At 72.4% G+C, this 23,283-nt stretch carries 23 protein-coding genes; 16 read left to right on the top strand and 7 right to left on the bottom strand.

What is annotated here, in order from left to right:
• Positions 1-185: 185 nt before the first annotated feature.
• Both ACGFZS_RS44730 and ACGFZS_RS44725 read left to right on the top strand, forming a co-directional pair.
• Positions 186-560 carry a hypothetical protein gene (locus tag ACGFZS_RS44730; protein WP_365677944.1) on the top strand — a complete coding sequence of 125 codons (375 nt, stop codon included), beginning with the start codon at positions 186-188 and terminating at the stop codon, positions 558-560.
• Between the two features lie 229 nt (positions 561-789).
• Entirely contained in the window at positions 790-1,470 is a 681-nt protein-coding gene (locus ACGFZS_RS44725) for an SMI1/KNR4 family protein (RefSeq protein WP_393799996.1), read from the top strand.
• 68 nt (positions 1,471-1,538) lie between these two features.
• Here the strand turns inward: ACGFZS_RS44725 and ACGFZS_RS44720 are convergent, their stop codons facing one another.
• Positions 1,539-1,946 carry a RidA family protein gene (locus ACGFZS_RS44720; RefSeq protein ID WP_393799995.1) on the bottom strand — a complete coding sequence of 136 codons (408 nt, stop codon included), beginning with the start codon at positions 1,944-1,946 and terminating at the stop codon, positions 1,539-1,541.
• A gap of 142 nt (positions 1,947-2,088) precedes the next feature.
• Here ACGFZS_RS44720 and ACGFZS_RS44715 point away from each other — a divergent pair, with 142 nt between their 5' ends.
• Positions 2,089-2,469, top strand: coding sequence for a winged helix-turn-helix transcriptional regulator (locus ACGFZS_RS44715; RefSeq protein WP_393799994.1), 381 nt, complete (start codon positions 2,089-2,091; stop codon positions 2,467-2,469).
• A 14-nt stretch (positions 2,470-2,483) separates the two neighbouring features.
• On the opposite strand, the gene ACGFZS_RS44710 is transcribed toward ACGFZS_RS44715, so the two are convergent.
• Positions 2,484-3,377, bottom strand: a complete 894-nt coding sequence (locus ACGFZS_RS44710; protein WP_393799993.1) for a LysR family transcriptional regulator — start codon at positions 3,375-3,377, stop codon at positions 2,484-2,486.
• A gap of 129 nt (positions 3,378-3,506) precedes the next feature.
• Here ACGFZS_RS44710 and ACGFZS_RS44705 point away from each other — a divergent pair, with 129 nt between their 5' ends.
• Positions 3,507-4,457, top strand: coding sequence for a DMT family transporter (locus ACGFZS_RS44705; RefSeq protein ID WP_393799992.1), 951 nt, complete (start codon positions 3,507-3,509; stop codon positions 4,455-4,457).
• Between the two features lie 133 nt (positions 4,458-4,590).
• On the opposite strand, the gene ACGFZS_RS44700 is transcribed toward ACGFZS_RS44705, so the two are convergent.
• The 4 genes from ACGFZS_RS44700 to ACGFZS_RS44685 all read right to left on the bottom strand — a co-directional run bounded on the left by ACGFZS_RS44700 (position 4,591) and on the right by ACGFZS_RS44685 (position 8,456).
• Entirely contained in the window at positions 4,591-5,301 is a 711-nt protein-coding gene (locus tag ACGFZS_RS44700; protein WP_393799991.1) for a response regulator, read from the bottom strand.
• A 21-nt stretch (positions 5,302-5,322) separates the two neighbouring features.
• Positions 5,323-7,302 (bottom strand): FtsX-like permease family protein, encoded by a 1,980-nt coding sequence (locus tag ACGFZS_RS44695; protein WP_393799990.1) that lies wholly within the window; start codon positions 7,300-7,302, stop codon positions 5,323-5,325.
• Between the two features lie 82 nt (positions 7,303-7,384).
• Complete coding sequence (locus ACGFZS_RS44690; protein ID WP_393799989.1) at positions 7,385-8,068, bottom strand: ABC transporter ATP-binding protein; 684 nt, start codon at positions 8,066-8,068, stop codon at positions 7,385-7,387.
• Between the two features lie 16 nt (positions 8,069-8,084).
• Positions 8,085-8,456, bottom strand: a complete 372-nt coding sequence (locus tag ACGFZS_RS44685) for a DUF4333 domain-containing protein (protein ID WP_393799988.1) — start codon at positions 8,454-8,456, stop codon at positions 8,085-8,087.
• A gap of 161 nt (positions 8,457-8,617) precedes the next feature.
• On the opposite strand from ACGFZS_RS44685, the gene ACGFZS_RS44680 reads away from it, so the two are divergent.
• The 12 genes from ACGFZS_RS44680 to solA all read left to right on the top strand — a co-directional run bounded on the left by ACGFZS_RS44680 (position 8,618) and on the right by solA (position 22,529).
• Positions 8,618-9,778: a sensor histidine kinase gene (locus tag ACGFZS_RS44680; protein ID WP_393799987.1), complete on the top strand. Its 1,161-nt coding sequence runs from the start codon at positions 8,618-8,620 to the stop codon at positions 9,776-9,778.
• Positions 9,779-9,992: 214 nt separating this feature from the next.
• Positions 9,993-11,669: an ABC transporter substrate-binding protein gene (locus ACGFZS_RS44675; RefSeq protein ID WP_393799986.1), complete on the top strand. Its 1,677-nt coding sequence runs from the start codon at positions 9,993-9,995 to the stop codon at positions 11,667-11,669.
• Positions 11,662-12,603 (top strand): ABC transporter permease, encoded by a 942-nt coding sequence (locus ACGFZS_RS44670; protein ID WP_393799985.1) that lies wholly within the window; start codon positions 11,662-11,664, stop codon positions 12,601-12,603. The genes ACGFZS_RS44675 and ACGFZS_RS44670 overlap by 8 nt, the downstream gene beginning before the upstream one ends.
• Positions 12,600-13,691 (top strand): ABC transporter permease, encoded by a 1,092-nt coding sequence (locus ACGFZS_RS44665; protein WP_393799984.1) that lies wholly within the window; start codon positions 12,600-12,602, stop codon positions 13,689-13,691. Before ACGFZS_RS44670 ends, ACGFZS_RS44665 begins: the two co-directional genes overlap by 4 nt.
• 5 nt (positions 13,692-13,696) lie before the next feature.
• Positions 13,697-14,386 (top strand): alpha/beta hydrolase, encoded by a 690-nt coding sequence (locus ACGFZS_RS44660; protein ID WP_393799983.1) that lies wholly within the window; start codon positions 13,697-13,699, stop codon positions 14,384-14,386.
• Positions 14,383-15,399 carry an ABC transporter ATP-binding protein gene (locus tag ACGFZS_RS44655; protein WP_393799982.1) on the top strand — a complete coding sequence of 339 codons (1,017 nt, stop codon included), beginning with the start codon at positions 14,383-14,385 and terminating at the stop codon, positions 15,397-15,399. Before ACGFZS_RS44660 ends, ACGFZS_RS44655 begins: the two co-directional genes overlap by 4 nt.
• Entirely contained in the window at positions 15,396-16,376 is a 981-nt protein-coding gene (locus tag ACGFZS_RS44650; protein ID WP_393799981.1) for an ABC transporter ATP-binding protein, read from the top strand. Before ACGFZS_RS44655 ends, ACGFZS_RS44650 begins: the two co-directional genes overlap by 4 nt.
• Positions 16,373-17,137 (top strand): amidohydrolase family protein, encoded by a 765-nt coding sequence (locus ACGFZS_RS44645; protein WP_393799980.1) that lies wholly within the window; start codon positions 16,373-16,375, stop codon positions 17,135-17,137. The genes ACGFZS_RS44650 and ACGFZS_RS44645 overlap by 4 nt, the downstream gene beginning before the upstream one ends.
• Positions 17,134-17,583 (top strand): cytidine deaminase, encoded by a 450-nt coding sequence (locus ACGFZS_RS44640; RefSeq protein ID WP_393665345.1) that lies wholly within the window; start codon positions 17,134-17,136, stop codon positions 17,581-17,583. Before ACGFZS_RS44645 ends, ACGFZS_RS44640 begins: the two co-directional genes overlap by 4 nt.
• 33 nt (positions 17,584-17,616) lie before the next feature.
• Positions 17,617-18,465: a creatininase family protein gene (locus tag ACGFZS_RS44635; RefSeq protein WP_393799979.1), complete on the top strand. Its 849-nt coding sequence runs from the start codon at positions 17,617-17,619 to the stop codon at positions 18,463-18,465.
• A 189-nt stretch (positions 18,466-18,654) separates the two neighbouring features.
• Entirely contained in the window at positions 18,655-20,112 is a 1,458-nt protein-coding gene (locus ACGFZS_RS44630; RefSeq protein WP_393799978.1) for an aldehyde dehydrogenase family protein, read from the top strand.
• On the top strand, positions 20,109-22,529 hold the full coding sequence (solA, locus tag ACGFZS_RS44625; protein WP_393799977.1) for an N-methyl-L-tryptophan oxidase: 2,421 nt from the start codon (positions 20,109-20,111) through the stop codon (positions 22,527-22,529). The genes ACGFZS_RS44630 and solA overlap by 4 nt, the downstream gene beginning before the upstream one ends.
• A gap of 29 nt (positions 22,530-22,558) precedes the next feature.
• Here the strand turns inward: solA and ACGFZS_RS44620 are convergent, their stop codons facing one another.
• The gene (locus ACGFZS_RS44620; protein ID WP_393799976.1) at positions 22,559-23,257 is read right to left on the bottom strand and encodes a GntR family transcriptional regulator; all 699 of its coding nucleotides are present in this window, start codon (positions 23,255-23,257) and stop codon (positions 22,559-22,561) included.
• Positions 23,258-23,283: the final 26 nt, after the last annotated feature.

Genomic DNA, 23,283 nt, shown 5'->3' with positions numbered 1-23,283 from the left:
GCTCCCCGCATCCCGCATCCTGCATCCCGCAACGACACTGCGGCCGGCTCATCGAATACATCTACGACGAACGGTTGATCCCTCTCGCGGGGCGAGCCGATTTCTGCCGATTGTCCTGATATTCCTCTGGCAAGTTCACGTATGAGGCGCGAACTGTCCATCGGAACAAGCGAAAGCAGAACTCTGTGCTCAAGAAGTCTCTCGTGGCCGCCGCGGCCGTAGCGATGGTGTTCGGAACGGCCGGGCTGGCGCAGGCCGACTCGGATCTGCACATCGTGCAAGGAGCCGAGGTCACCATTCCCCCGGCCACCGGCAGCTTTGCCGGCAACGCCGCGGCCACCGCCACCTGCCCCGCCGGGGAAACGCTCACAGGCGGCGGGGCCAATGTGACATCCGGTAACTCCTACACCCAGAACTACAAGCTGGTCTCCAGCTTCCCGAACGGCAACCAGCAGTGGTGGGCCTTCGCCACCAACATGGACCCCAACACCCCCGGCAAGCTCAGGGCATACGCCATCTGCGCCAAGGTCACCAACGTGGACGTGGTCACCGCCCCGTAAACGAGCGCACCTGTCTGTCGCTCAGGCCCGTCAACGTCAGCGTTGGCGGGCTTCATCGCAGCCATGCAGGGATCACGGCGACGCCGCATCGGGCAGGCAGTTGGATGCCTCCCGCACCAACGGAGAGCCGCGCGACGGTCGTGGCGGAAGGTCAGCAGCGCAACTGCTGTGGCGGTGGTGGTGGGCCTGGCGCCCGGGATGTCAGTAGTGGCACGTACGGTGTGGGGTCATGACTGATCAGCAGTGGGTGGGTGTACGGCAGCGGGTCGGGGCGCTGGCTGTGGGGCCTGCGGGTGGCGAGGTGTTCGGGGCGTTGGGGCACAGGTGGGTTGTGGAGGAGCCGCTCACCCGGGGTGAACTCGCCGAACTCGAGGGGCAGCTGGGCGTGCGGCTGCCGGAGGAGTACCGGGCCTTCCTGCTTCACGTGGGTGCAGGTGGTGCTGGTCCCGCGTACGGCCTGTTCCCCGTTCGACGTGTGCAGGGCCGCTGGCGTTGGGAAGGCGACGGCGCGGAGATGGTCGACCTGTCGAGGCTTGCCGAGCCGTTTCCCGACCAGGGTCCGGACCCGAAGGTGCTGCGGGAACTCCTTGCCCAGTGTCCCGAGGAGGAGGACTTCGACGACATCGAGGACTTCGACGACGCCATGGAGGCGTGGGACGAACGGTGGGAAGCAGCCATGTTCGCCCCGGAGCGCACCGACGGCGCGATCGTGATCTCCCACCTGGGCTGCGCCCAGCGGGAGTGGCTGATCGTCAGCGGCAGCCACCGCGGCACGATCTGGTCCGACTGCCGGGTGGACGACGTCGACCTCGCCCCGCTCCTCGGCGAGGACGGTACGCCGGTGACGTTCGCCCGCTGGTATACCGACTGGCTGCAGAAAGCCGAGCACACGGCCCTGCCGGCGTCGTAGACCCGACGCTCCGTGCTGCTGAGCAACGCGGTTGGTCACTGCGTGCTCGGTGGGCACGGGGCGTCTGTTCAGTCGAGGATTGCGGTGGCCTCGATCTCGACCAGATGGGCGGGGATGTCCAGTGCCGCGACGCCTATCAGGGTGGTGGGCGGGACCGGGGTGACTCCCAACTTCGCGGCCGCCCGGGATACGCCCTCCAGGAGCGGGGGCATCTTGTCGGGGGTCCAGTCGACGACGTAGAAGGTCAGTTTCGCAACGTCGCCGAAAGAGCCCCCGGCCTCGGCCAGGGCGGTGCCGATGTTGAGGTAGCACTGCTCGACCTGGGCGGCGAGGTCGCCTTCGCCCATGGTGACTCCGTCGGCGTCCCAGGCGACCTGCCCGGCGATGAAGACCAGCTTCGACCCGGATGCGATCGACACCTGCCGGTAGACATCGATCTTGGGCAATCCGCTGGGGTTCATCAGGGTGATAGCCATGCTGTCTGTCTCCTTGTCATGAGTGCCCGCGGGTTCGCGTCCACGCGATCAGGGCGCTCTCACTCTCTTGTGGTTACTCGGAAACCGTAGGAGAGTGAGCGCTGACGTGGAAGAACGCACTTTTCAGTGACTGGGGAACCTGATGGTGACCAAGCAGTTCAGGGGCTCACCCGACGAAGCGGACCTCAGGCGCGCGGATTCCCTGGCGCGGGAGATCTTCTCCGACGTTGCCAACAAGTGGGCGTTCCTGATCATCGAGACCCTCGGTGAGCGCACCCTGCGCTTCAGCGAACTGCGGAACGAGATCGAGGGCATCAGCCACAAGATGCTCACCCAGAACCTGCGCATGCTGGAGCGCAACGGCCTGGTCGAGCGCACCGTCCACCCCACGGTGCCACCCCGGGTGGAATACACCCTCACCGAACCGGGCCAGGGCCTGCGCGCAACCGTCGACGGAATGTGCGACTGGACCCACACCTACTTCGGTCACATCGAGACCGCCCGCCGCCGCTTCGACGCCTGACGCCTGCCACTGCGCTATGCGGTGACGGCCGCGTCCCGCAGCGCGTCCAGCAGGCTGCGCAGGGCGGGCTGTTCGAGGGCGGTCTCCCGGGCGGCCGCCGAGATCACCCGGACTGGCTCGGGGTTGCGGACCGGGCGTAGGACGACACCGGGGTGCTGGTCGCGCAGTCCGAGCCGCGGCATCAGACCGACGCCGAGGCCGGCCGCGACGAAGCCCTGCGCGGTGGCGTAGTCCTCGCTCTGGATGACGAAGTCGGGGCTGAATCCGGCGGCCGCACAGGAGTCGAGGACGGGCTGAAGGCAGGGACCGGGGGGCTCGCTGCCCACCCACTGCTCACCGGACAGCTCGTGCAGGTCGATCGTCTCCTTGTCGGCGAGCGGATGGCCGAGGGGCAGTACGGCCGCGTACGGGTCGTTAAGGAGGTGGACGAGCCGGAAGCCGTCGCCCGTGCGGTCCTGGGGCGCGACGACCACGGCCAGGTCGGCCCGGCCTCGTGCCACCTCCTGGAACGGGTCCTCCGGGTCGGTGAGTTCGAGGTCGACGCGGACGCCGGGGTGCTCGGCGCGGAGTCTGGCCAGGGCCGGTGCCATCAGGGTGGAGCCGGCCGTGGCGAAGTAGCGGACCGACAGCCGGCCGATGCGCCCCGCGCGGAGGTCGGCGAGCGCTGTCTCCGCCTGGGCGACCGCCGCGCTGATCAGCGCCGCGTGCTCCGTGAGCAGCAGCCCGGCCGCCGTGGGGCGGACCCCGCGTCCGACCCGCTCCAGCAGCGCCGTACCGGCCTGCTTCTCCAGCGCCGCCACCTGCTGGCTGACGGCGGACGGGGTGTAGCCGAGGTGGGCCGCGGCCGCGGTGACCGTGCCGCTGGTGACCACCGCGCGCAGGACCTGCAGTCGCCTGACATCAAGCATGTAGTACAGCTTAACGGTATGGGTAGAAGCGTTTGCTTGTTCTCAACGATTGGTTGAGGCACCGTCGTGGGAGTCGCAGGCCCAGGACGGGACAACCACCCGTCGTAGCAACGAGAATGGGGAAACGCCATGACCGACACCAGTGGCACGCGGGCCCTGTGGGGCGGCGTGCGGGTGGCCGTGCTCGCCCTGCTGTGGGGTTCGACCTTCCTCTGGATCGAGCTGGCGCTGCGCGGGCTCTCCCCGCTCCAGGTCACGTTCGTGCGCTGTGCCCTCGGCGCGCTCGTCCTCGTCGTCGCCTGTTATGCGACGGGGCACCGGCTGCCGACGTGCATCGCCGTCTGGCGGCACATCGTCGTCGCCGCCTTCTTCTGCAACGCCCTGCCGTTCGCGTTGTTCAGCGTGGGCCAGCAGACCGTCGGCTCCGGGCTCGCGGGCGTCCTGAACGCCACGACCCCGCTGTGGTCGATCATCCTCGGCCTCGCCCTCGGCTCGGAGCGCGGGCTGCGGCCCGTACGGCTGGCGGGGCTGCTGCTCGGCTTCACCGGCACGGTCGTCATCTTCGCCCCGTGGCGGACGAGCGGGGCCACCAGTTGGGGTGCCCTCGCGATCCTGGGCGCCGCCGCCAGCTACGCCGTCGCGTTCACGTACATGGGCCGCACCCTCGTCCGCAGGGGCACGCCCACGATCTCGCTCTCCGCCGCCCAGCTCGTCGCCGCGAGCGGGCTGACCGCCCTCGCGGTGCCGGTCGGCGGTCTGGACGCGATCGACCCCGGTCCGACGGTCCTCGTCGCGGCCGTCGTCCTCAGCGTGTTCTGCACCGCGGCCACCTTCCACCTCACCTACCGGATCATCAACGACGAGGGCGCGACCAACGCCGCCGTGGTCGGCTACCTGCTGCCGGTGGTGTCCGTGCTGCTGGGGGCGGTCGTGCTGGGCGAGGACCTGAGCGTCCGGGTGGTGCTGGGGATGGCGGTGGTACTGGTGGGTGTGGGGATGACCCGGAGGCAGGGGGTGACCGCGGCGCCCGCGCAAGCTGTGGCGGCCGCAGGGGAGCCGGCATGCCCCGGGCTCACTTGAGCCCGGTCCGCGCGGTACGGACTCGGGTGCCTGCCGCGCCGGGCGGGATGTCCGCCGGGCCGATTGGATCACGGTGGTGGATCGGATGGGGGACACAGGAGGCGCTCGTGCTGTTGGGGGAGTGGCCGCCCGCTCAGGTATGCCCGTTGCGCCAGGCCCAAGCGGCGATCTCGACCCGGTTCCGGGCCGAGAGTTTGAGCTGGACGCTGGACAGGTGTGTCTTGACCGTGGAGAGGGAGACGTACAGCTCGGCGGCGATCTCGGCGTTGGTGCGGCCGACGGCGACGAGCCGGACCACGTCCAGCTCGCGGTCGGTGAGCGGTTCGGCGTGCGGTTCGGTGCGCGGTTCGCTGTGCGGCTCCCGGACCGGCGTCGGGGCGGGAGCCGGCTGCTCGGTGAGGTGCCTGAGCAGGCGGACGGTCACCGAGGGGGAGACCAGCGAGTCGCCGGCCGCGGCGGCGCGGACGGCCTCCGCGAGGAGGGTGGGCCCGGAGTCCTTGAGGAGGAACCCGCAGGCACCGCCGCGCAGCGCGCCGTAGACGTATTCGTCGAGGTCGAAGGTGGTGACCACGACCACCCGCAGCGGGTCGGGCACGTCCGGCCCGGCCAGCAGCCGGGTCGCCTCCAGGCCGTCCAGCCTGGGCATCCGGATGTCCAGCAGGCACACGTCCGGGCGCAGCCTGCGGGCCAGGGCCACCGCTTCCTCGCCGTCGGCGGCCTCGGCGACGACCGTCATGTCGGGCTGGGCGTCCAGGAAGAACCGGAAGCCGGTACGGACCATGGCCTGGTCGTCGGCGATGAGGACCCGGATGGGCGGGGCGGAACCGGAGACTGGGGCGGTCATGACTCGATGATCTCTGATCTCTCAGTCCGCCGTCCGGGTCGGGTCCGCCGTCACCTTGCGCAGCAGGGGGCGGCTCGCGCCGATCGCGGCGAACATGGCCAGCGCGCCCAGTGCGACGCAGACGGCGAGCTGGATCGCCCCCGAGGTGCTGATCGTGCCGCCGCCGGCCTTGTTCAGCTGGTAGGCGGCGTACACGCCCGTCGCGGTCGTGCCGCCGGCCAGGACCAGGAGCGGCAGGACCGTCTCCCGCAGCCGGGCCCGGTCGAGCACTTTCAGCGGGGTGCCCGAAAGCCGCAGCAGCCCGTACACCCGCCGCCGGTCCAGTACGTTCGCGGCGGCGGTCAGGCCCGCCGAGGCCGTCGCGACGAGGAAGCTCACGGCGAGGGTGGCGGTGGCGAGCTGGGCGAGCCGGTTCGAGACGGTGATGTTCTGCGCGTCGGCATAGGCCTTGCCGTAGGGGAGCCGGCCGTGGCCGAGGGGCTGGAGTGCGGTGAGTGCCCGGTCGACATGTCCGGGACCGCCGGTGACCCGGGCGACCAGGCCCCGCTGCCCGCCGAGCAGGAAGTCGTCGTCGCCTGTCCGGACCTCGGCCGTGACCCCCGCGTCGCTCAGCAGGGTCCGGGCCTCGGCGACCGTGCCGTGCGCGGTGGGGACGGCCACCTCGTCGCCGCGGAAGCCGGAGCCGATGATCGCGAGGTTGCCGACGGTGAAGAAGCCGGCCACGAACCCGGCCAGGACCAGCCCGCTGACCGTCCGCCACGCCCCGCGCGGGTCGTCGCTGAGCCTGCGCCCGGCCAGCAGGGTGGCCGGGCGCCGGGCGAACCGGCTGGCGACCCGGCCCAGCCGGTCCACGACCCACGGCCCGAACATCCAGAACGCGCCGTAGAACAGCACGATGAAGCCGACGATCCGGGCCGGGGTGAGATCGCTGCCGCGGGCGCTGGTCTTGATGAACACCAGCACCGCCACGAACAGCAGCAGGCGGATCAGACGGGTGCGGCGCGGGCTCGCCTGCTGGGCCACCCCCAGCGGCGATCCGGCCACCTGCCGGAGCATCGACAGCGCGCTCACCGTGATCAGCCCGGTCACGGCCAGGACCACGGCCGGCAGCAGGGGCAGCCCGACCCAGAGCTGACCGGCGTACCAACTCCCGATCCCGTACGGCACTTCGGCCAGCATCGGTAGCAGAGCGCCGTACGCCAGCGCGCCCGTCACGGCGCCGACCGCGCCCACCGCAGCCGACTCGGCGGCGGTCATGGCGAGGATCTGGCGCGGGGTCGCCCCCGCCAGCCGCAGTGCCGCCAGCCGCTGTTCGCGCCGGGCCGCCCCCAACCGCCCGGCCGCCGAGGCGAGTACGGCCACCGGGACCGCGAGGAGGCCGATGCCGAGGAGTACGGCGGTCTGGTCGCTGGAGGTGAACAGGCTCCGCTGGGTAGCCGAGTAGCCGGAGATCACTGCTCGGGCGGTCAGTCCCTCGTCCCAGATGCCGGTGCCGGCCGCCGACTTGGCGACTGCCGGGTCTGCGGGGGAGCGGCCGATCACCGCGAGCAGTTCGTCCGGTGAGGCGAGTCCGGCCGCGCCGATGGTGCCGGTCACTTTCGGGAAGCGGGCGGCGAGTTGGGCGGCGGGCAGGGTGCGCAGGCGCTCGGCGAGCGCGGGGGAGACGAACGTCTCTCCGGGCTTCGGGAAGGCGGACAGGCCCGGCGGGGCGGGAGTCCGCGCGTGGTGCGGGAGCTGGGCGAGGGAGACGACGGTGACCGGGTCGTCGCGGACGTAGGTGGTGGCGAGGGCCTGGACGGCGGTGCCGTGCCGGTCGGGGGCGGGGGTGCGCCAGGCGGTGCGGTCGGCGCGGGCGCCGGCACCGAGGTAGGCGGCGAGCAGGATCAGCAGGACGAGGGAGCCGACGGCGGCGGCGCCGGCCGCGAGCAACTGGCTCTGCAGGCCGCGGCGGCCGGAGCACCTGGCGAGATGCCAGGTCAGGGGCAGGACGGGGGAACGCATGACAGGACAGCCTTTGCGGGCGGGGCGGACTTCTACGGTTGCGGGATCTTCGACGGTTTCGTGCAGGTCGTCGTGGCTTCGCTCAGGTGACCGTGTACTGGCTGTAGGTGCTGACCCGGCCGTCCCGGACGTGCAGGATCCGGTCGCAGTGGGCGGCGACGTCCGCGTCGTGGGTCACCATCACCAGGGCCGCGCCCTGTTCACGGGTGACCGAGGTGAGCAGCCGTACGACCTCCATGCCGGTGGTCTGGTCGAGGGCGCCCGTGGGCTCGTCGGCGAAGACGACGTCGGGTTCGACGGCCAACGCCCTTGCGATGGCGACCCGTTGGGCCTGGCCGCCGGAGAGCTGGCCGGGCCGCCGCTGCTCCAGCCCGGCCAGGCCGAGCGGCGCGAACCAGCGCCGGGCCCGCTGCACCGCCCGGCGGCGCGGCACACCCTCCAGCATCAGCGGCAGCGCCACGTTCTCCTCGGCCGGCAGCTCGGGCAGCAGCTGCCCGGACTGGAACACGAACCCGAACCGGGTCCTGCGCAGTGCGCTGAGCCTGTTCTCGCCGAGCTTGTCGATGCGCTCGCCCCGCAGCAGCACCTGACCGTCGTCCGGGCGGATGATGCCCGCCAGGGTGTGCAGCAGGGTGGACTTGCCGGACCCCGACGGGCCCATGATCGCCAGCGAGTCGCGCTCGCCGACCGCCACGTCGACGCCCGCGAGGGCGGTGGTGGCGCCGAACTTCTTCACGAGGCCGTGCCCGGCCAGAACCTCGGTCATTGTCCCGGGCCTCCGCTCAGCGCTCGAACTTCCAGGTCACGGACGAGTCCGTGGCCTTGACGACACGGACCGGGATACGGACCGCGGAACCGTCCGTCTTCTTTCCCGTGCAGGTCACCGTCGCCCCGGCCACCGCCTTGAGCCCCGTCGGGCAGGTGACGCCGGTGATCTTGTCGCCGACCCAGGGGAGCGGGTGGTACCTGCTCTCGGTACGCCCTGCGACGATGTTCGCGGCCAGCGCCTTGTGACCGTCGAGGGTGACCGTGCTGAAGGCGTCCAGTCGGGTGGTCGACTCGGGGTTGGCGAGAAGGTGGGTGCCGAGGGCCCCGACGGCGATGACGGCGGTGGCACCGCCGATGGCTCCGATGACGAACTTGTTGCGCTGCATGGCGTACTCCTGAGGCCGTGGGGGAGAGACCGGTGTGTCGTGCCATCACCCTCGCCCGCGGGCCCGGGCGCCCGCCTCGGCCGTCCGGCCATCGTCCGGCGCGGCCGCCTCGGCCGTTCGGCCGATCCGGTGCGAGGGCGCAGGTGTCTACCGTGATCGGCATGAAGTCCGTCTCTCCCCATGGCTGCCTGCGAGGTTTCGGCGTCGGCGTGCTGGTCGCGGCCGCGGTCGTCGACGTGCTGGACACGGGTGCGGCGGGGCACAGTGTCTGGCCGGTCGCCCTGGTCCTGCTCACCGGTCTCACCGCGGTGCTCTGGCCGGCCGCCCGCCGTCCGCCGTGGCTCACCCCCGAACTGCGCGCCGCCGTCCCCGGCGCGCTGTCCGCCCTGCTGACGGTCGGTTCGCTGGTGTCCGGCGCCCGGTACCTGTTCGGCCCGGGCGAGGTCATGGTCCTGCTCTGCCTGCTGTTCATCGCGGTGCGGCACTGCTCGCCGCGCTGGGTGGTGGCCTGCGGTCTGCTGGACGCGCTCGCGCTGCTGGCGACACCGGTCCGCTACGCCGGTTCGCTGTCCGACGACAACGCGCTGGCCTTCGTCGCCATCGGGCTCGTCCTGGTCGGCCTCACCGCCGGGCTCGCGAGCTACCTGCGCTCGCTGGACTACCGGCGGACGGTCGCGGTCGGCGAGACGCGCCGGGCGGAGCGGCTGGCCATCGCGGCCGACCTGCACGACTTCGTCGCCCACCATGTCACCGGGATACTCGTCCAGACGCAGGTGGCCCGGCTGATGGCGGCCACCGGCTCGGGGGAACTGGACCCGGTGCTGGCGGGCATCGAACGGGCGGCCACCGAGGCCCTCGCCTCCATGCGGCGCACGGTCGGCGTGCTGCGGGACACCGGCCCGGAGCCCGACCGCCGCCCGGTCGGCGACCTGGCCGCCATCACCGAACTCACCGACGGCTTCCCCGCCCCCGGCCAGAAGGTCACCCTCGACCGCGCCCCCGGCCTCGACACCGAGGTGCCGCACGAGGTGCAGGCGGCCGCCTTCCGTGTCGTACAGGAGGCCCTGACGAACGTGCGGCGCCACGCCGGCGACGCCACCGACATCGCCGTGACCCTCTACCGGGCCGGGGACCGGCTGGAGGTGACCGTGTCCGACGACGGGCACGGCTCCGCCCGGCTCCCGGACGCGGCGCACGGTGGGGGCTTCGGCCTGGTCGGCCTCACGGAACGCGTCACCGCCCTCGGCGGCACGTTGGACGCGGGGCCGAGGGCGGCGGGTGGCTGGACGGTCCGGGCCCTGTTTCCGCTGGGGAAGGGCTGAACGGCTGACGGGCCGGGCCGCGAGTGCAGGGCCTGACCTCCGGTCCTGCCCGGCCGGGGGGTGCCGTCGTGCCATCGCGGCGCGACCGCGGATGCGATTCACGCGCCTTTAACTCATGCGACACAAGAGGGAATCGGGAGCCACTGAGCATGTTTTTGGATCCAATCAAGCGCAGATTTCATCCATTCTCAGGATCGGTGCCCGAGGAGGCCCCATGCCGGACCACTCATCTGGATCGCCCTCGACCGCCTCCGTACCGGTCTCGGCGATCGCCGCGCCGGACGTCTCGCGCCGGACGATGCTCCGGGGCGCAGGCCTGCTCGGGGTGGGCGTCGGGTTCGGGCTGCCCGCCTTGCTCACCGCCTGCGGCGCCGCCGCCGACGACGCGGACGGCGGCGACAAGAGCGGCGGCACGCTCACCCTGGCCATCGACGCCACCAGCGCCGTCAACGACCCGGCCTTCTACACGTCCTTGGGCGACTGGATGGCCGTCGACTGCATCTGCCGCGGCCTGACGTTCATCTCCTTCGAGACCAACGAGCCCACCCCGGATCTGGCGGAGAAGTGGACCGTGTCCGATGACAAGATGACCTATACATTCACCTTGCGCAAGGGCGTCAAGTTCCACGACGGCACCACGCTCACCTCGGCCGACGTGCTCGCCAGCCTCGGCCGCCAGTTCGATCCCGAGGACAAGACGCTTCCCAAGGGCGCGACCCGGCCGCTGGCGAGCATGGGCGCCAACGTCGCCTCGCTCACCGCGCCCGACGACATGACCGTGAAGATGGTCCTCAAGAAGCCCGACCGGACGGTCCTCGGCAAGCTCTCCGACATCGGCGGCCGGATCATCTCCAAGGCCGCGCTGGACAAGTACGGCGCCGACATCGGCAAGCACCTCGTGGGCACCGGGCCGTTCGCGTTCTCCGCCGCCACCTCGGGGCAGGCCATCACGCTCAAGGCGTTCGACGGCTTCCGGCTGGGCAAGCCGCCCATCGACCGGCTGGTGCTGCGCCAGGTCCAGGACCCGTCCACCATCGTCAGCTCGCTGCTCAGCGGCGATGTCTCCGCGACCCAGTTCGCCCCTTACTCCGCCGTCTCCCAACTGCGCAAGGACAGCGCGGTGAAGGTGTACGACACCCCGCACAACGCCGACGCCATCATGCTGATCGACGCCCGCCGGATCCCCGAGCTGAAGGTGCGCAAGGCCATCAACCTGGCCGTCAACCGCAAGGCCATCCTCCAGCAGGCGTTCTACGGCATCGGCGCCGAGCCCAGGGGCTACGCCATCCCGCCCGCCCAGAGCGGTTACGACACCGCGCTCGCCGACCTCAGCACCCAGGACACCGCGCAGGCCAAACGGCTGGTCGAGGAGGCCGGGGCGAAGGGGCGCACCATCCGGCTCATGGCGGCCAGCGACTCCTGGCACCCCAAGGCCGCCCAGATCATCGCCCAGAACCTCACCGACGTCGGCTTCAAGGTCGCCACCACCTCCGTGGATCCGGCCACCTACTTCGGCCGGCTCCTCGACGGGAGCGACGACTACCACGACCTGATGATCTGGGAACGCAACACCTACGTCCCGGACCCCGACGACATGGTCGGCGCGATGGCGAGCCCCACCAGCATCTACGGCTCCAAGATCTCCGGCATGGACACCCTGAAGGGCGCCGCCTCCCTCGCCGAGGACCTCTACACCGCCAAGAACCTCACCGACACCAAGAAGCGCACCGCCGCCTACACCAAGATCCAGCGCAGATGGGCCGAGGAGTACATGGTCCTGTCGATGCTGGCCTGCTTCAGCAACCTGGTCGTCAGCGGCTCGGCCGTGAAGGGCATGAACACCGACGCACTGGCCAACCACCGCTGTTACATGGAGAAGGCCAGTGTCTGAGACCGGGGCCGCGGTGGACGCCGTAGCGGCCGAGGGCGCGGCGGCCGTGCCCGCGGCCTCCCCGCCGGCGTCGCCGTCCGGTGCCGTCCGCGGACGGTTTCTGCGCGCGCCGCGCCGCCGTACCCTGGCCCGGTCCTGGCCCGCGCTGCTGTCGTGGCTGCTGCTGACCGTCCTCGTGCTGGTCGCCCTGCTGGGCCCGCTGCTCGTCCAGGCCGACCCCCTGCGGCAGACCTCGTCGGCACTGCTCGCGCCCGGTTCCCCGGGGCATCCGCTGGGCACCGACGACCTGGGCCGGGACGAGCTGGCCCGGCTGGTGCACGGCGCCCGGCCGCTGCTGCTGGTGTCCTTCACGGCCACCGCGCTCGCGGCCGGCCTCGGGACGCTGGTCGGGCTGGTCGCCGGGTACGCGGGCGGGCCGGTGGAGCTGGTGCTGATGCGGCTGGTCGACCTGGCGCTCGCCTTCCCGTCCATCCTGCTGGTGATCCTGCTGGTGGCGGCCGCCGGACCGGGCACGGTCAGTCTGATCCTCGGCATCGGCATCTCCCTCGCGCCCGGACTGGCCCGGCTGGCCCGGGCCCTGACGGCGCGTGAGGCCGCCAAGGACTACGTCGTCGCCTGCCGCCTCGGCGGCACCGGCGCGCCGCGCATCATGGTCCGCGAGGTGCTGCCGAACATCGGCGGGCCGCTGCTCGCCCAGGTCGTCATGACGCTGTCGGTCGCCGCCGGGTTCGCGGCGGGCCTGTCCTATCTGGGCCTGGGGATCCAGCCGCCGCAGCCGGACTGGGGCTACATGGTGCAGGCCGGGCAGGAGTTCCTGTACACGGCGCCCCGGCTGGTGGTGCTGCCCGCGACGCTCACCCTGCTGTTCGTCGTGGCCTGCAACTTCGTCGGCGACGACCTGCGTGACGCCCTCGACCCGAGGGAGACCGCATGAGCGCGGGCGCCGCCGTGCGAGCGCGACTGCCCCGGCCCGCCCGGCCCGCCGCCTGGCTGTCCGGCGCCACCGGGATGTTCCTGCGCCGGCTCGCCGCGATCCCCGTCGTGCTCTTCGCGCTGGCCACCCTGGTGTTCGTGGCGATACGGCTGCTGCCGGGCTCCCCGGCGACCTCCCTCGCCGCGGGCGGCAACACGGCCTCCGCCGCGCAGTTCAGCGCCAACGAGGAACGCGTCACCAAGGCCCTCGGCCTGGACCAGCCGCTGCTCACGCAGTACGGGCACTTCCTCGACGACCTGGTCCATCTGCGGCTGGGCACCTCGTTCTTCGGCTCCAACAGCGTCCTCGGCCTGCTCGGCGACGCGCTGCCCGCGACCGTGGAACTCACCCTCGCGGCGATGACGGTCGCGGTACTGCTCGGCGTCGTCACGGGCGTGGTCGCGGCGCTGCGCAGGGGAACCTGGATCGACACCACGACCCGGGCCGTCGCCACCGTCAGCTTCTCGCTGCCCTGGTTCGCGCTCGGCGTGCTGTCCATCGTGGTGTTCGGCGTGTGGCTGCGCTGGCTGCCGGTGCTGGGACGGCTGCCCAGCACCCTCGACTACACCCCGACGACCGGCTTCGTGCCGCTTGACGCGATCCTCCAGGACCGGCCCGAGCTGGTGTGGCCGTGGATCCAGCACCTGATCCTGCCCGCGGTGACCCTCGCGCTGTCGATGGCCGGCTTCATCACCCGGATCGTGCGAGCCTCCGTCCTGGAGGTCCTCGGCGACGACTTCGTGCGCACCGCCCGGATGAAGGGCCTCGGGGAGGGCGCGGTGGTACGCCGGCACGTCCTGCGCAACGCCTGGCTGCCGATCGTCACCGTCCTGGGGCTCCAGTTCGGCTCCCTGCTGGGCGGGTCGGTCGTCACCGAGACCGTCTTCTCCTACCCGGGTGTCGGGCGCCTGCTGGTGCAGGGCGTGCTCCAGCGCGACTACCCGGTCGTGCAGGGCGCGGCGCTCGCGATCGCGCTGCTGTTCACCCTCGTCAACCACGCGGTCGACCTGCTGTACACGGTCCTCGACCCACGTCTGCGCAAAGGATGATCCCCATGGACATCGTGCTGGTCCACGGTGCCGGCGGACGGCCCACCACCTGGTCGGCGGTGCGGCCACTGCTCACCGCCCGCGGGCACCGGCTGTTCACGGTCACCAATCCGATGACCTCCCTGGCGGACGACATCGCCGAGACCTCGGCGGTGCTGGCGCGGACGAGCGGCCCGGTACTGCTCGCGGGCCACTCCTACGGCGGCGCCGTCATCACGAACGTGGGGCGCGACCCACGGGTCGGCGGACTCGTGTACATCGCCGCGTTCGGGCCGGACGAGGGCGAGACCGTCAACGGGATCGTCGAGCGCTACGAGCCCGCGGAGATCTCCAAGTACATGCGGCGCGGCCCGAACGGCGAGTGGAAGTCCGAGCCCGGCCCGGAGTTCTGGGCGGAGATCGGCCCCGACCTGTCGGCCGAGCAGCGCGAGATCGTCGAGGCGGAGGGACGCAAGGCCGAGAACCTGATCTTCACCCAGGCGACCGGGGTCCCGGCCTGGCGCGCCCTGCCCAGCTGGTACCTGGTCGCCGACGACGACCGCACCCTGCGCCCGGAGATCCAGAACTTCATGGCCGAACGGATGAAGGCCACCGTCGAGCACGTGCCGGGCAGCCACTACACCACGCTGGTGTGGCCCGAGCGGGTCGCCGAGCTGATCCACCGGGCCGCGCAGGCCGTGGGCGGTGCCGGATGACCGCGCCCGAGGCGGTGCTCGAAGTCCGCGGCCTGCGCGTGCGGTTCGACGTCCCCACGGGCCGGCTGCCCGCCGTGGACGGGGTGGACCTGACGTTGCGCAAGGGCGAGATCCTCGCGCTGGTCGGCGAGTCGGGGTCGGGCAAGTCGGCGCTGTCGATGAGCCTGGTCGGCCTCAACCGCGGCCCCCGCACCCACATCACCGGATCCGTGTCCTTCCGGGGCCGCGAACTGGTGGGGGCCTCCGAGCGGGAGCTGCGCCGCGTGCGCGGCAAGGACGTGGCGGTCGTCTTCCAGGACGCGCTCGCCGCACTCAACCCGCTGCACCGGGCGGGCGCCCAGGTCGCGGAGACCATCCGCGCCCACGCCGACGTGGAGCGCGCCACCGCGGCCGCCCGTGCGGTGGAACTGCTCGGCGAGGTCGGGATCGCGGGCCCGGCACGGGCCGCGCGCGCCTACCCGCACCAGCTCTCCGGCGGCATGCGGCAGCGCGTGATGATCGCGATGGGGCTGGCCAACGACCCGGCGGTGCTGATCGCCGACGAGCCGACCACCGCACTGGACGTCACCATCCAGGCGCAGGTGCTGACGCTGCTGAAGCGGGTGCAGCGCGAACACGGCACGTCCGTGCTGCTGATCACCCACGACCTCGGCGTGGTCGCCGAGGTCGCCGACCGGGTGGCGGTGATGTACGCGGGCCGGATCGTGGAACAGGGCACCCGCGACGAGGTCCTGTTCGACCCCCAGCACCCGTACACGATGGGCCTGCTCGGCTCGGTGCCCCCGCTGGACGGGCCCATACCCGAGCGGCTCCCGGCGATCCCGGGCAGCCCGCCGAGCGGGGTGGAACGGCCCTCGGGCTGCGGCTTCCGGCCCCGGTGCGCCTTCGCCGACGACGGCTGTGCGGAACGCCCGGCACTGCGGCGGCGATTCGGCGGCACCGCCCACCTGGACGCCTGTGTGCTGCCGCGCGAGGCCCGGGTGCGGGCCCGGGCGGCGGGAGCGGGCGTATGAGCGACGCGATGCTGAGCGCGCGGGGACTGCGGGTCGAGTACCCCGGCAGGGCGGGCGGCCGGGTGCGGGCGCTGCGGGACGTCGACCTGGACATCGCCCCGGGCGAGACGCTGGGCCTGGTCGGCGAGTCGGGGTGCGGCAAGTCCACACTCGGGCGGGCGCTGCTGCGGGTCGTGGAGCCCTCGGCGGGCCGGATCGACTTCCAGGGCACCGACCTCACCCGGCTGCGGGGACGGCGGCTGAAACGGACCAGGGCCGAACTCCAGATGGTGTTCCAGGACCCCTTCGGCTCGCTCAACCCGCGCCGCACGGTCGCCGACATCGTCGCCGAGCCACTGCTGCGGTCCCGGGGCGCGAGCCGCGCCGAGGCGGACCGCGCCGTGACCGAACTCCTCGACCTCGTCGGGCTCGGAGCCGACGCGGGCGGGCGCAGGCCGCACGAGTTCTCCGGCGGTCAGCGCCAGCGCATCGGCATCGCGCGGGCCCTCGCCTCCTCGCCGCGGTTCGTGGTCGCGGACGAGGCGGTCTCCGCGCTGGACGTGTCGATCCAGGCGCAGGTGCTGAACCTGCTGTCCGACCTGGTGCGCGACCGCGGCCTGACGATGCTGTTCATCTCCCACGACCTCGGCGTCGTACGGCACATCGCCGACCGGGTCGCCGTGATGTACCTCGGCGAGATCATCGAGATCGCCTCCCGGGACACCTTCTTCGCCGGCCCCGCACACCCCTACAGCAGCGCCCTGCTGGCCAGCGTGCCCGAGCTGCGGCCCGGCCCGCCGCGTGAACGGCAGCCGCTGCAGGGCGAGTTGCCCGACCCGGCCGATCCGCCCGCGGGGTGCCTGTTCCGCACCCGCTGTCCCTTCGCCACCGACCTGTGCCGCACCGCGCACCCGGAACTGCGCGAGATAGCCCCCGGCCGCAGCGTGCGCTGTCACCTGCCGCTCGACACCGCCACCGCCACCGAGGAGCCGCATTGATCATCGACGCCTACAACACCACCCAGGACGTGCGCGGTCGCTCCGACTACCTCACCGGAGCCCGCAAGGGCGAGGCGCCCCCGCCGTACAAGCCCTTTGAGCCGCGCCGGATCCTCGACCGGATGGACGCCGCCGGGGTGGACATGGCGATGGTGTGCTCGCTCGCCCAGCGCATCGAGAACGACTTCATCGCCTCGCTCGTGGCCGCTCACCCGGACCGGTTCTTCGGCTTCGGCCAGGTGCTGCCGCAGGCGGACGACGCGATCGAGGAGATCGACCGGATCGCCGACGCCGGCCTGGTCGGCCTGAAACTGCACCCGAGCCTGCACGGCTACCATGTCGCCGACCACGGCCTGCTGGACCCGGTGTTCGAGGCCTGCGCCAGACGCGGACTGATGGTCCTGGTCAACGCGCTCGACGACGCCTTCTGCGCGCCGCTCGCCATCGAGGAGATCGCCCGCGACCACCCCGCGGTGCCGACGGTCATCGCGCACATGGGCGCCGTGTGGAACGTACCCGAAGCCATCATCGTGGCCGAACGGCAGCCGCACGTCTATCTGGAGACGTCCGCGACGCTGATGAGCGACGTGAAGCGGGCCTACGCCCGGCTCGGGCCCCGGCAGATCCTGATGGGCAGCGAGTGGCCGGGCTCCGACTTCGACCTGGAGCGCATGAAGATCGCCAAGGCGGTCGAGGACGAGAAGGACCGGGCGCTGATCGAGGGCGGCAACATGGCCCGTCTGCTGGGGCTGGAAGCATGAGCACCGCCCCCGTCGCCGTCCCGCCGGAGATGAGCGCCGACGACGCCGAACTCCTCACTGTGGCACAGGCGTTGCTGTCACGTGTGTGGCAGGCGGACCGGCACGAGGTGGCCACCGCGCTGCGTACCGCGGACGGCCGGATCCACACCGGCGTCCATGTCGAGGGCTCCTGCCGGCGCAGTTCGATCTGCGCGGAGGGCGTCGCCCTGGGCACCGCGCGGGGCGCGCTCGCACCCGGTGCGCCGCTCGCGGTCACGTCGGTGGTGTCGGTGCAGATCAAGCCCGCGGGCCGGTTCCGGATCATCGCGCCGTGCGGGGTGTGCCGCGAACTCATCAGCGACTACGGCCCGGACACCGTCGTGTGGATCACGACCGTGGACGACGACCGGCCGGTGCCCGTGCGTGCCCTGGACCTGCTGCCGGAGAAGAGCCGGCGCCGCTGGTGAGCGCCCCCAAGTCCCCCTGAGGAAAGGAGAGTCATGTCGTCCGTCATCACGGGGCCGCACGGCCTGCGCGTGCCCACCGGGCTCGACGTACCCGCGCTCGCGGCCCAACTCGGCGGCACCGGTACGCCGTTGCCGTGGGAGGAACTGACCTGGCCGGAGGCCGAGACCGCCGTCGCCGGACGGGACGCGGTCATCATCCCGGTCGGTGCCACCGAACAGCACGGCCCGCATCTGCCGCTCGCCGTGGACACCCTGATCTGCGAGGCGGTCGCCCTGGGCGTGTCCGCGCTGACGGGCGTACCGGTGCTGCCCCCGCTGAGCTTCGGGGTGTCCGCCTCGCACGGTGGCTTCGCCGGCACCGTGGCGCTGCGCCCCGAGACCCTGATCGCCGTCGTGGAGGACGTGATCGACTCGCTGTACGAGAGCGGGGTACGGCAGTTCGTCCTGCTGAACGGCCACATCTGGAACAACGGCGCGCTCGACGTGTCCGCCGAGAAGCTGAGGGTGCGTCATCGAGACGCCCGGGTACGGGCGTTGGGGTATGTGACCATGTACCCGGGGCCCGAGGTCGACGGCCATGTCACCTACGGCCGCGCGTTGATGCACGCCAACTTCTTCGAGACGTCGGTGATGCTGCACCTCGCCCCCGACCTGGTGCGGATGGAGCGGGCCACCTCGCACGTCGACGTGGACTCCTTCTGGGACTACCGCATGGACCAGGTCAGCGAGACCGGGGTGTGGGGCAGGGACGTCACCGAGGCGAACGCGGCCCATGGGCGCGCGGAGTTCGACCGCTGTGTGCTCACCACCGCCCGCGCGGTCTCGGCCGCCGTACGCGAAACCTGGCCCGACGCGGCACACCGGCCCGGCGATCCCGCCTGACTTCCGGTCCCGCCCGGCGCGCCGGCCCGGCAGTCCCGACCTGCCTCCTGGCCCAGCCCGGCACAGCGATCCAGCCCGGCCCCGGGCGACCGCCCTACAGCCACCGATCCGCCTGCCTCTGCCCAGCCGCCCAGTCCCCTGTGGGCCGGGACACGGCCGGGCGGCGGAACGAACCACGAGGAGAACACCTTGGACCCCAGCATCACCCTGCCCCGGCTGCCGGAGTGCGAGCCCATGCTCATCGGCGGCGAGTGGACCACGGGGGTCTCGACGGGGCGGATCGAGGTCCTCGACCCGGCCACCGGAACCCGGCTGACCAGCGTGGTCGGCGCAGGCGGCGCGGACGTGGACGCCGCGGTGTCCGCCGCTGCCGCCGCACACCGCGACGGGCGTTGGCGGAACCTGCCGCCCCGGCGGCGCCGGGACGTGCTGCTACGGCTCGCGGACCTGGTGGAGCGGGACGCCGAGGCACTGGCGGTCCTGGACACCCTGGACAACGGCAAGGCCGTCGAACGGGCCCGCGGCGACGTGGAACTGGGTCTCCAGGCGATCCGGCACTTCGCGGGCACACCCACCCGGCTGACCGGCACCGTCCACCCGGCCGGACCCGGCCGGCACGTGTACAGCGTGCGGGAGCCGGTGGGCGTGGTGGCCGCCGTACTGCCCTGGAACTTCCCCTTCATGATCGCCGCCTGGAAGCTCGCCCCGGCCCTGGCCGCGGGCTGCACGGTGGTGGTCAAGCCCGCCGAGCAGACACCGCTGACCGCGCTGCGGCTGGCCGCGCTGTGCCTGGAGGCGGGCGTGCCCGAGGGCGTCGTCAACGTGCTGACCGGTGACGGGCGTACCGGGGCGGAACTGGTCGCGCACCCCGGGGTCGCCAAGGTCTCGTTCACGGGATCCACCGATGTAGGGCGGCTGATCATGGCCGCGGCGGCGCCCTCGGTCAAACGGCTCACTCTCGAACTGGGCGGCAAGTCCGCCAACATCGTGTTCGCCGACGCCGACCTGGACGCCGCCGTACCGGCCGCCGTACGCGCGGTGTTCGGGCACTCCGGGCAGATGTGTACGGCGGGCAGCAGACTGCTGGTGCAGCGCTCGGTGCTCAAGGAGTTCCTCGACCGGATGCTGCCGGCCGTGGAGGCCCTCAGGATCGGTCCCGGTCTGACCGGCGGGATCAACATCGGCCCGCTCGTCTCGCAGGAGCAGTTCGACCGTGTCACCGGCTACCTGGAACTCGGCCGCGACGAGGGCGCTCAGGTGGCCACGGGCGGCGAACCGCTGCCCGGGCCCGGCTGGTTCGTGCGGCCCACGGTGTTCACCGAGGTCACGCCGGACATGCGGATCGCCCGGGAGGAGATCTTCGGCCCGGTCGCCGCCGTCCTGCCCTTCGACACCGAGGAGGAGGCGATCGCCCTCGCCAACGACAGCGACTACGGGCTCGCGGCGGGCGTGTGGACCACCGACCTCGGCCGCGCGCACCGCGCGGCGGCGGAACTCCAGGCGGGCACCGTGTGGGTGAACACCTACAACGAGTTCGACCCCGCCGTGGCGTTCGGCGGCACCAAGCAGTCCGGGCTGGGCCGGGACCTCGGCGACGCGGCCGTCGACGGGTTCACCGAGCTCAAGAGCATCACGATCGCACTGTGAACGCCCCCGTGACAGCCGCCTCGCCCACCCCCACCACCGCCCTCGACGTGGCCGCCGAGCGGGCCCGCACCCCCGGCTGCGCCACCGGCCACCACTTCAACGCCGCCGGCGCCGCCCTGCCGGCCACCGACACGGTCGACGCGGTCATCGCCCACCTGCGCGCCGAAAGCCTTTACGGCGGCTACGAGGCCGCCAAACTCGCCGCCGCCGACCTGGCCGCCGTCTACGCGCACACCGCGACCCTGCTCGGGGTCGACGCCGACGAGGTCGCACTGGTCGAGAGCGCCACCGCGGGCTGGCAGCGCGTCGTCTCGGCGCTCCGGCTGCGGCCCGGCGACCGGGTGCTGGCCGCCCGCTCCAGCTACGTCAGCAGCGCCCTGCACCTGCTGGCCGCCGAGCGCGACACCGGCGTCCGCGTCGAGGTGCTGCCCAACGGCCCCGACGGGGCGACGGATCTGGAGGCCCTGGACCGGGCACTGCGCGCCGGCCCGGCCGCCCTGGTCACCGCGGCGCACGTGCCGACCTCCTCCGCGCTGGTCGAACCGGCCGCCGGGATCGGCACGCTGGCCGCCGCCCACGGGGTGCCGTTCCTCCTAGACGCCACCCAGTCGCTGGGCCAGCTGCCGGTCGACATGGCCGCGCTCGGCTGCGATCTCCTGATCGGCACCGGACGCAAGTTCCTGCGCGCCCCGCGCGGCACCGGCCTGCTGGCCGTGCGCCGCCCCCTGCTGGACACCCTCGCCCCACACGCCCCGGATGTGCGCGGGGCCCGCTGGACGGCCGAGCGGAGCTGGGAACTGGCCCCGGACGCACGGCGGTTCGAGCTGTGGGAGGCCGCCCACGCGCTGCGGCTCGGCCTCGGCTCGGCCCTGGCCGACCTGCACACGCTCGGACCCGGCGGCGTCTTCGCGCATCTCGCCGCGCTCGCGGCGACACTGCGTGCGCGCCTCGGCGCGCTCCCCGGCGTACGGGTCACCGACCCGCCCGCGGCGGGCGGCGCCATCGTCACCTTCGTCGTGGACGGCCTCGACGCGGGCGAGGTGCAGCGGCGACTGGCCCTGCGCCGGGTCCACCTGATCGCCGTCCCGGCCGACCACGGCCGCTGGGACATGGACCCGCGCGGTCTCGCGAAGGTGGTACGCGCCTCGGTGCACGTCTACACCGACGACGGCGACCTGGACGCCCTGGTCGAGGCCGTGGCCGAGATCTCGTCCGGCACCCGCGGCAACGGGCCGTCGGTGTCCGTACCGTCCCCGTCAAAGGCACCGGCACCGCAGGACTCCCCGGTGGTTGCTCCGGCGGGACGCCCCGCCGTGCGCCGTCACGATGTCGTGGTGGTCGGGCTCGGTGTGCACGGCAGTGCGGCGCTGCGGCAGCTGGCCGAGCGCGGGCTCGACGCGCTGGGGCTCGAACAGTTCGCGCTCGGGCACGACCTGGGCTCCTCGCACGGCGAAACCCGGATGATCCGCCGCGCCTACCCGCACCCCGACTGGGACGGCCTGGTCGACACCGCCTACCGTGCCTGGGCCGAGTTGGAGGAGGCGTCGAAGACCCGGCTGATCGAGGTCACCGGCGGTCTGTACGCCGCGCCGCAGGACCGGCCCGATCCCCTGCGGGGCCCCGGCTGCCGGGAGGTGGGCGCCGAGGAAGCGGGCCGGATCTTCCCCGGGCTGCGACTGCCCGAGGGGTTCACGGCCGTGCACGACCCGGCCGCCGGGATCATCGACGCCCAGGAGACCCTGCGTGCCCAACTCGCCCTCGCCGAACGGGCGGGAGCCCGGATCGCCGACCGCACGCCGGTCACCGCATGGCATCCGGACGCCGACGGGGTCGTCGTGCGCACGGCGGCCGGTGAGGTCCACGCCCGGCGGCTGGTCCTGTGCGCCGGTCCCTGGACTTCGCAGCAACTCCCGTCACTCGCAGTACATCTGACGGTCACTCGGATCGTGAACGCCTACTTCGCCGCCGACCCCTTCGGGCCATTGGGACACGGCGGGCTGGGGAGCTTCTCCGTCGACCTGCCGGAAGGGCTGCTGTACGGATTTCCGGCCGCCGACGGCCGGGGCCTGAAGGCAGGGCTCGACTCGGGTCCGGCGTGGGACCCGGCGGCCGCCAGACCCGCCGCGACCGAGGCCGAACTCGCCCTGCTCGCGGGCGCCGTGGCGCGGGTGCTGCCCGGCGCCGGCCCGGTGACCGAGAGCCTGACCTGCCTGTACACGATGACCGCGGACCGGCGCTTTCTGGTCGGTGAGGTGCCCGGAGTGCCGCAGGCCCTGGTGGCCTCCGCCTGTTCCGGGCACGGCTTCAAGTTCGGTCCGGCGATCGGTGCCGCCCTGGCCGACCTGGTGTGTGGACTCCCGCGTCCTGACCTGGGCTTCCTGTCCCCGGCGCGGCTGGCTCCCGGTGGTGCCCGGTGAGGGCCGGCACCGGGGCGCCCCGGTGCGGCTCAGCCGCTGAACACCGTCCGGGAACGTCGTTCGTACCAGGCCGTCAGGTGTTCGCCCGCGCTGATGACGTGCTCCCGCATCGACTCCTGCGCCCGGTCCTCGTCCCGGTCGGCCAACGCGGCCACGATGGCGTCGTGCTGACGGACGTTCAGCTGCCGGTGGCGTTCGTCGCCGGCCAGGGCCAGCGAGGACACGTTGCGCGGGAAGCTCTCGTTGATCCGGTCGATCATGCGACTGAGCCAGGGGTTGTCGGCCGCCGCGCAGACCACGGTGTGGAAGCAGTCGTTGGCCTCCGTAGTGGCGAGCGGTCCCTCCGGCGGGGTGGCGGCGCCCTCCGCCGCCGCGCGCAGCACGTCGTTGTGGCGGCGCAGTTCGGCGAGCTGGCTCTCGGTGATCCGGGCGGCGGCGCGCCGGGCGGCCAGGGCCTCCAGTTCCGCGCGCACCTCGTACGCCTGCCGCACCTCCCACGGCGCCGGCACCCGTACCACCGCGCCGCGGTGCGGCTGCATCTCGATCAGCCCACCGTGCTGCAACTGGCGCAGCGCCTCGCGCACCGGGGTACGGCTGACGCCGAACTCGGCGGCCAGCGCCGCCTGGCGCAGCGGTTTCCCGATGGGAAGCTCGCCGTTCATGATCCGCGTGCGGATGCGGGCGGCGATGTCGTCGACGAGGGCGCCTTCGTCGGTCTGGGACGTCATCGGAGTGGGTCTCACCCTTCTCGGGG

This window comes from Streptomyces sp. NPDC048288 (assembly GCF_043201555.1).
Taxonomy (GTDB): Bacteria; Actinomycetota; Actinomycetes; order Streptomycetales; family Streptomycetaceae; genus Streptomyces.
The sequence above is the reverse complement of the archived record's forward strand: the minus strand, read 5'-3'. Positions and strand labels throughout refer to the sequence as shown.

Bases quoted from the DNA above. Each gene is read 5' to 3' on its own strand.
- ACGFZS_RS44675 (WP_393799986.1), top strand. From the start codon at position 9,993: ATGCCGGACCACTCATCTGGATCGCCCTCGACCGCCTCCGTACCGGTC.
- ACGFZS_RS44695 (WP_393799990.1), bottom strand. From the start codon at position 7,302: ATGCGTTCCCCCGTCCTGCCCCTGACCTGGCATCTCGCCAGGTGCTCC.
- ACGFZS_RS44655 (WP_393799982.1), top strand. From the start codon at position 14,383: ATGACCGCGCCCGAGGCGGTGCTCGAAGTCCGCGGCCTGCGCGTGCGG.
- ACGFZS_RS44650 (WP_393799981.1), top strand. From the start codon at position 15,396: ATGAGCGACGCGATGCTGAGCGCGCGGGGACTGCGGGTCGAGTACCCC.
- ACGFZS_RS44705 (WP_393799992.1), top strand. From the start codon at position 3,507: ATGACCGACACCAGTGGCACGCGGGCCCTGTGGGGCGGCGTGCGGGTG.
- ACGFZS_RS44715 (WP_393799994.1), top strand. From the start codon at position 2,089: ATGGTGACCAAGCAGTTCAGGGGCTCACCCGACGAAGCGGACCTCAGG.
- ACGFZS_RS44690 (WP_393799989.1), bottom strand. From the start codon at position 8,068: ATGACCGAGGTTCTGGCCGGGCACGGCCTCGTGAAGAAGTTCGGCGCC.
- ACGFZS_RS44665 (WP_393799984.1), top strand. From the start codon at position 12,600: ATGAGCGCGGGCGCCGCCGTGCGAGCGCGACTGCCCCGGCCCGCCCGG.
- ACGFZS_RS44720 (WP_393799995.1), bottom strand. From the start codon at position 1,946: ATGGCTATCACCCTGATGAACCCCAGCGGATTGCCCAAGATCGATGTC.
- ACGFZS_RS44640 (WP_393665345.1), top strand. From the start codon at position 17,134: ATGAGCACCGCCCCCGTCGCCGTCCCGCCGGAGATGAGCGCCGACGAC.
- ACGFZS_RS44685 (WP_393799988.1), bottom strand. From the start codon at position 8,456: ATGCAGCGCAACAAGTTCGTCATCGGAGCCATCGGCGGTGCCACCGCC.
- ACGFZS_RS44660 (WP_393799983.1), top strand. From the start codon at position 13,697: ATGGACATCGTGCTGGTCCACGGTGCCGGCGGACGGCCCACCACCTGG.
- ACGFZS_RS44635 (WP_393799979.1), top strand. From the start codon at position 17,617: ATGTCGTCCGTCATCACGGGGCCGCACGGCCTGCGCGTGCCCACCGGG.
- ACGFZS_RS44710 (WP_393799993.1), bottom strand. From the start codon at position 3,377: ATGCTTGATGTCAGGCGACTGCAGGTCCTGCGCGCGGTGGTCACCAGC.
- ACGFZS_RS44700 (WP_393799991.1), bottom strand. From the start codon at position 5,301: ATGACCGCCCCAGTCTCCGGTTCCGCCCCGCCCATCCGGGTCCTCATC.
- ACGFZS_RS44680 (WP_393799987.1), top strand. From the start codon at position 8,618: ATGAAGTCCGTCTCTCCCCATGGCTGCCTGCGAGGTTTCGGCGTCGGC.
- ACGFZS_RS44725 (WP_393799996.1), top strand. From the start codon at position 790: ATGACTGATCAGCAGTGGGTGGGTGTACGGCAGCGGGTCGGGGCGCTG.
- ACGFZS_RS44620 (WP_393799976.1), bottom strand. From the start codon at position 23,257: ATGACGTCCCAGACCGACGAAGGCGCCCTCGTCGACGACATCGCCGCC.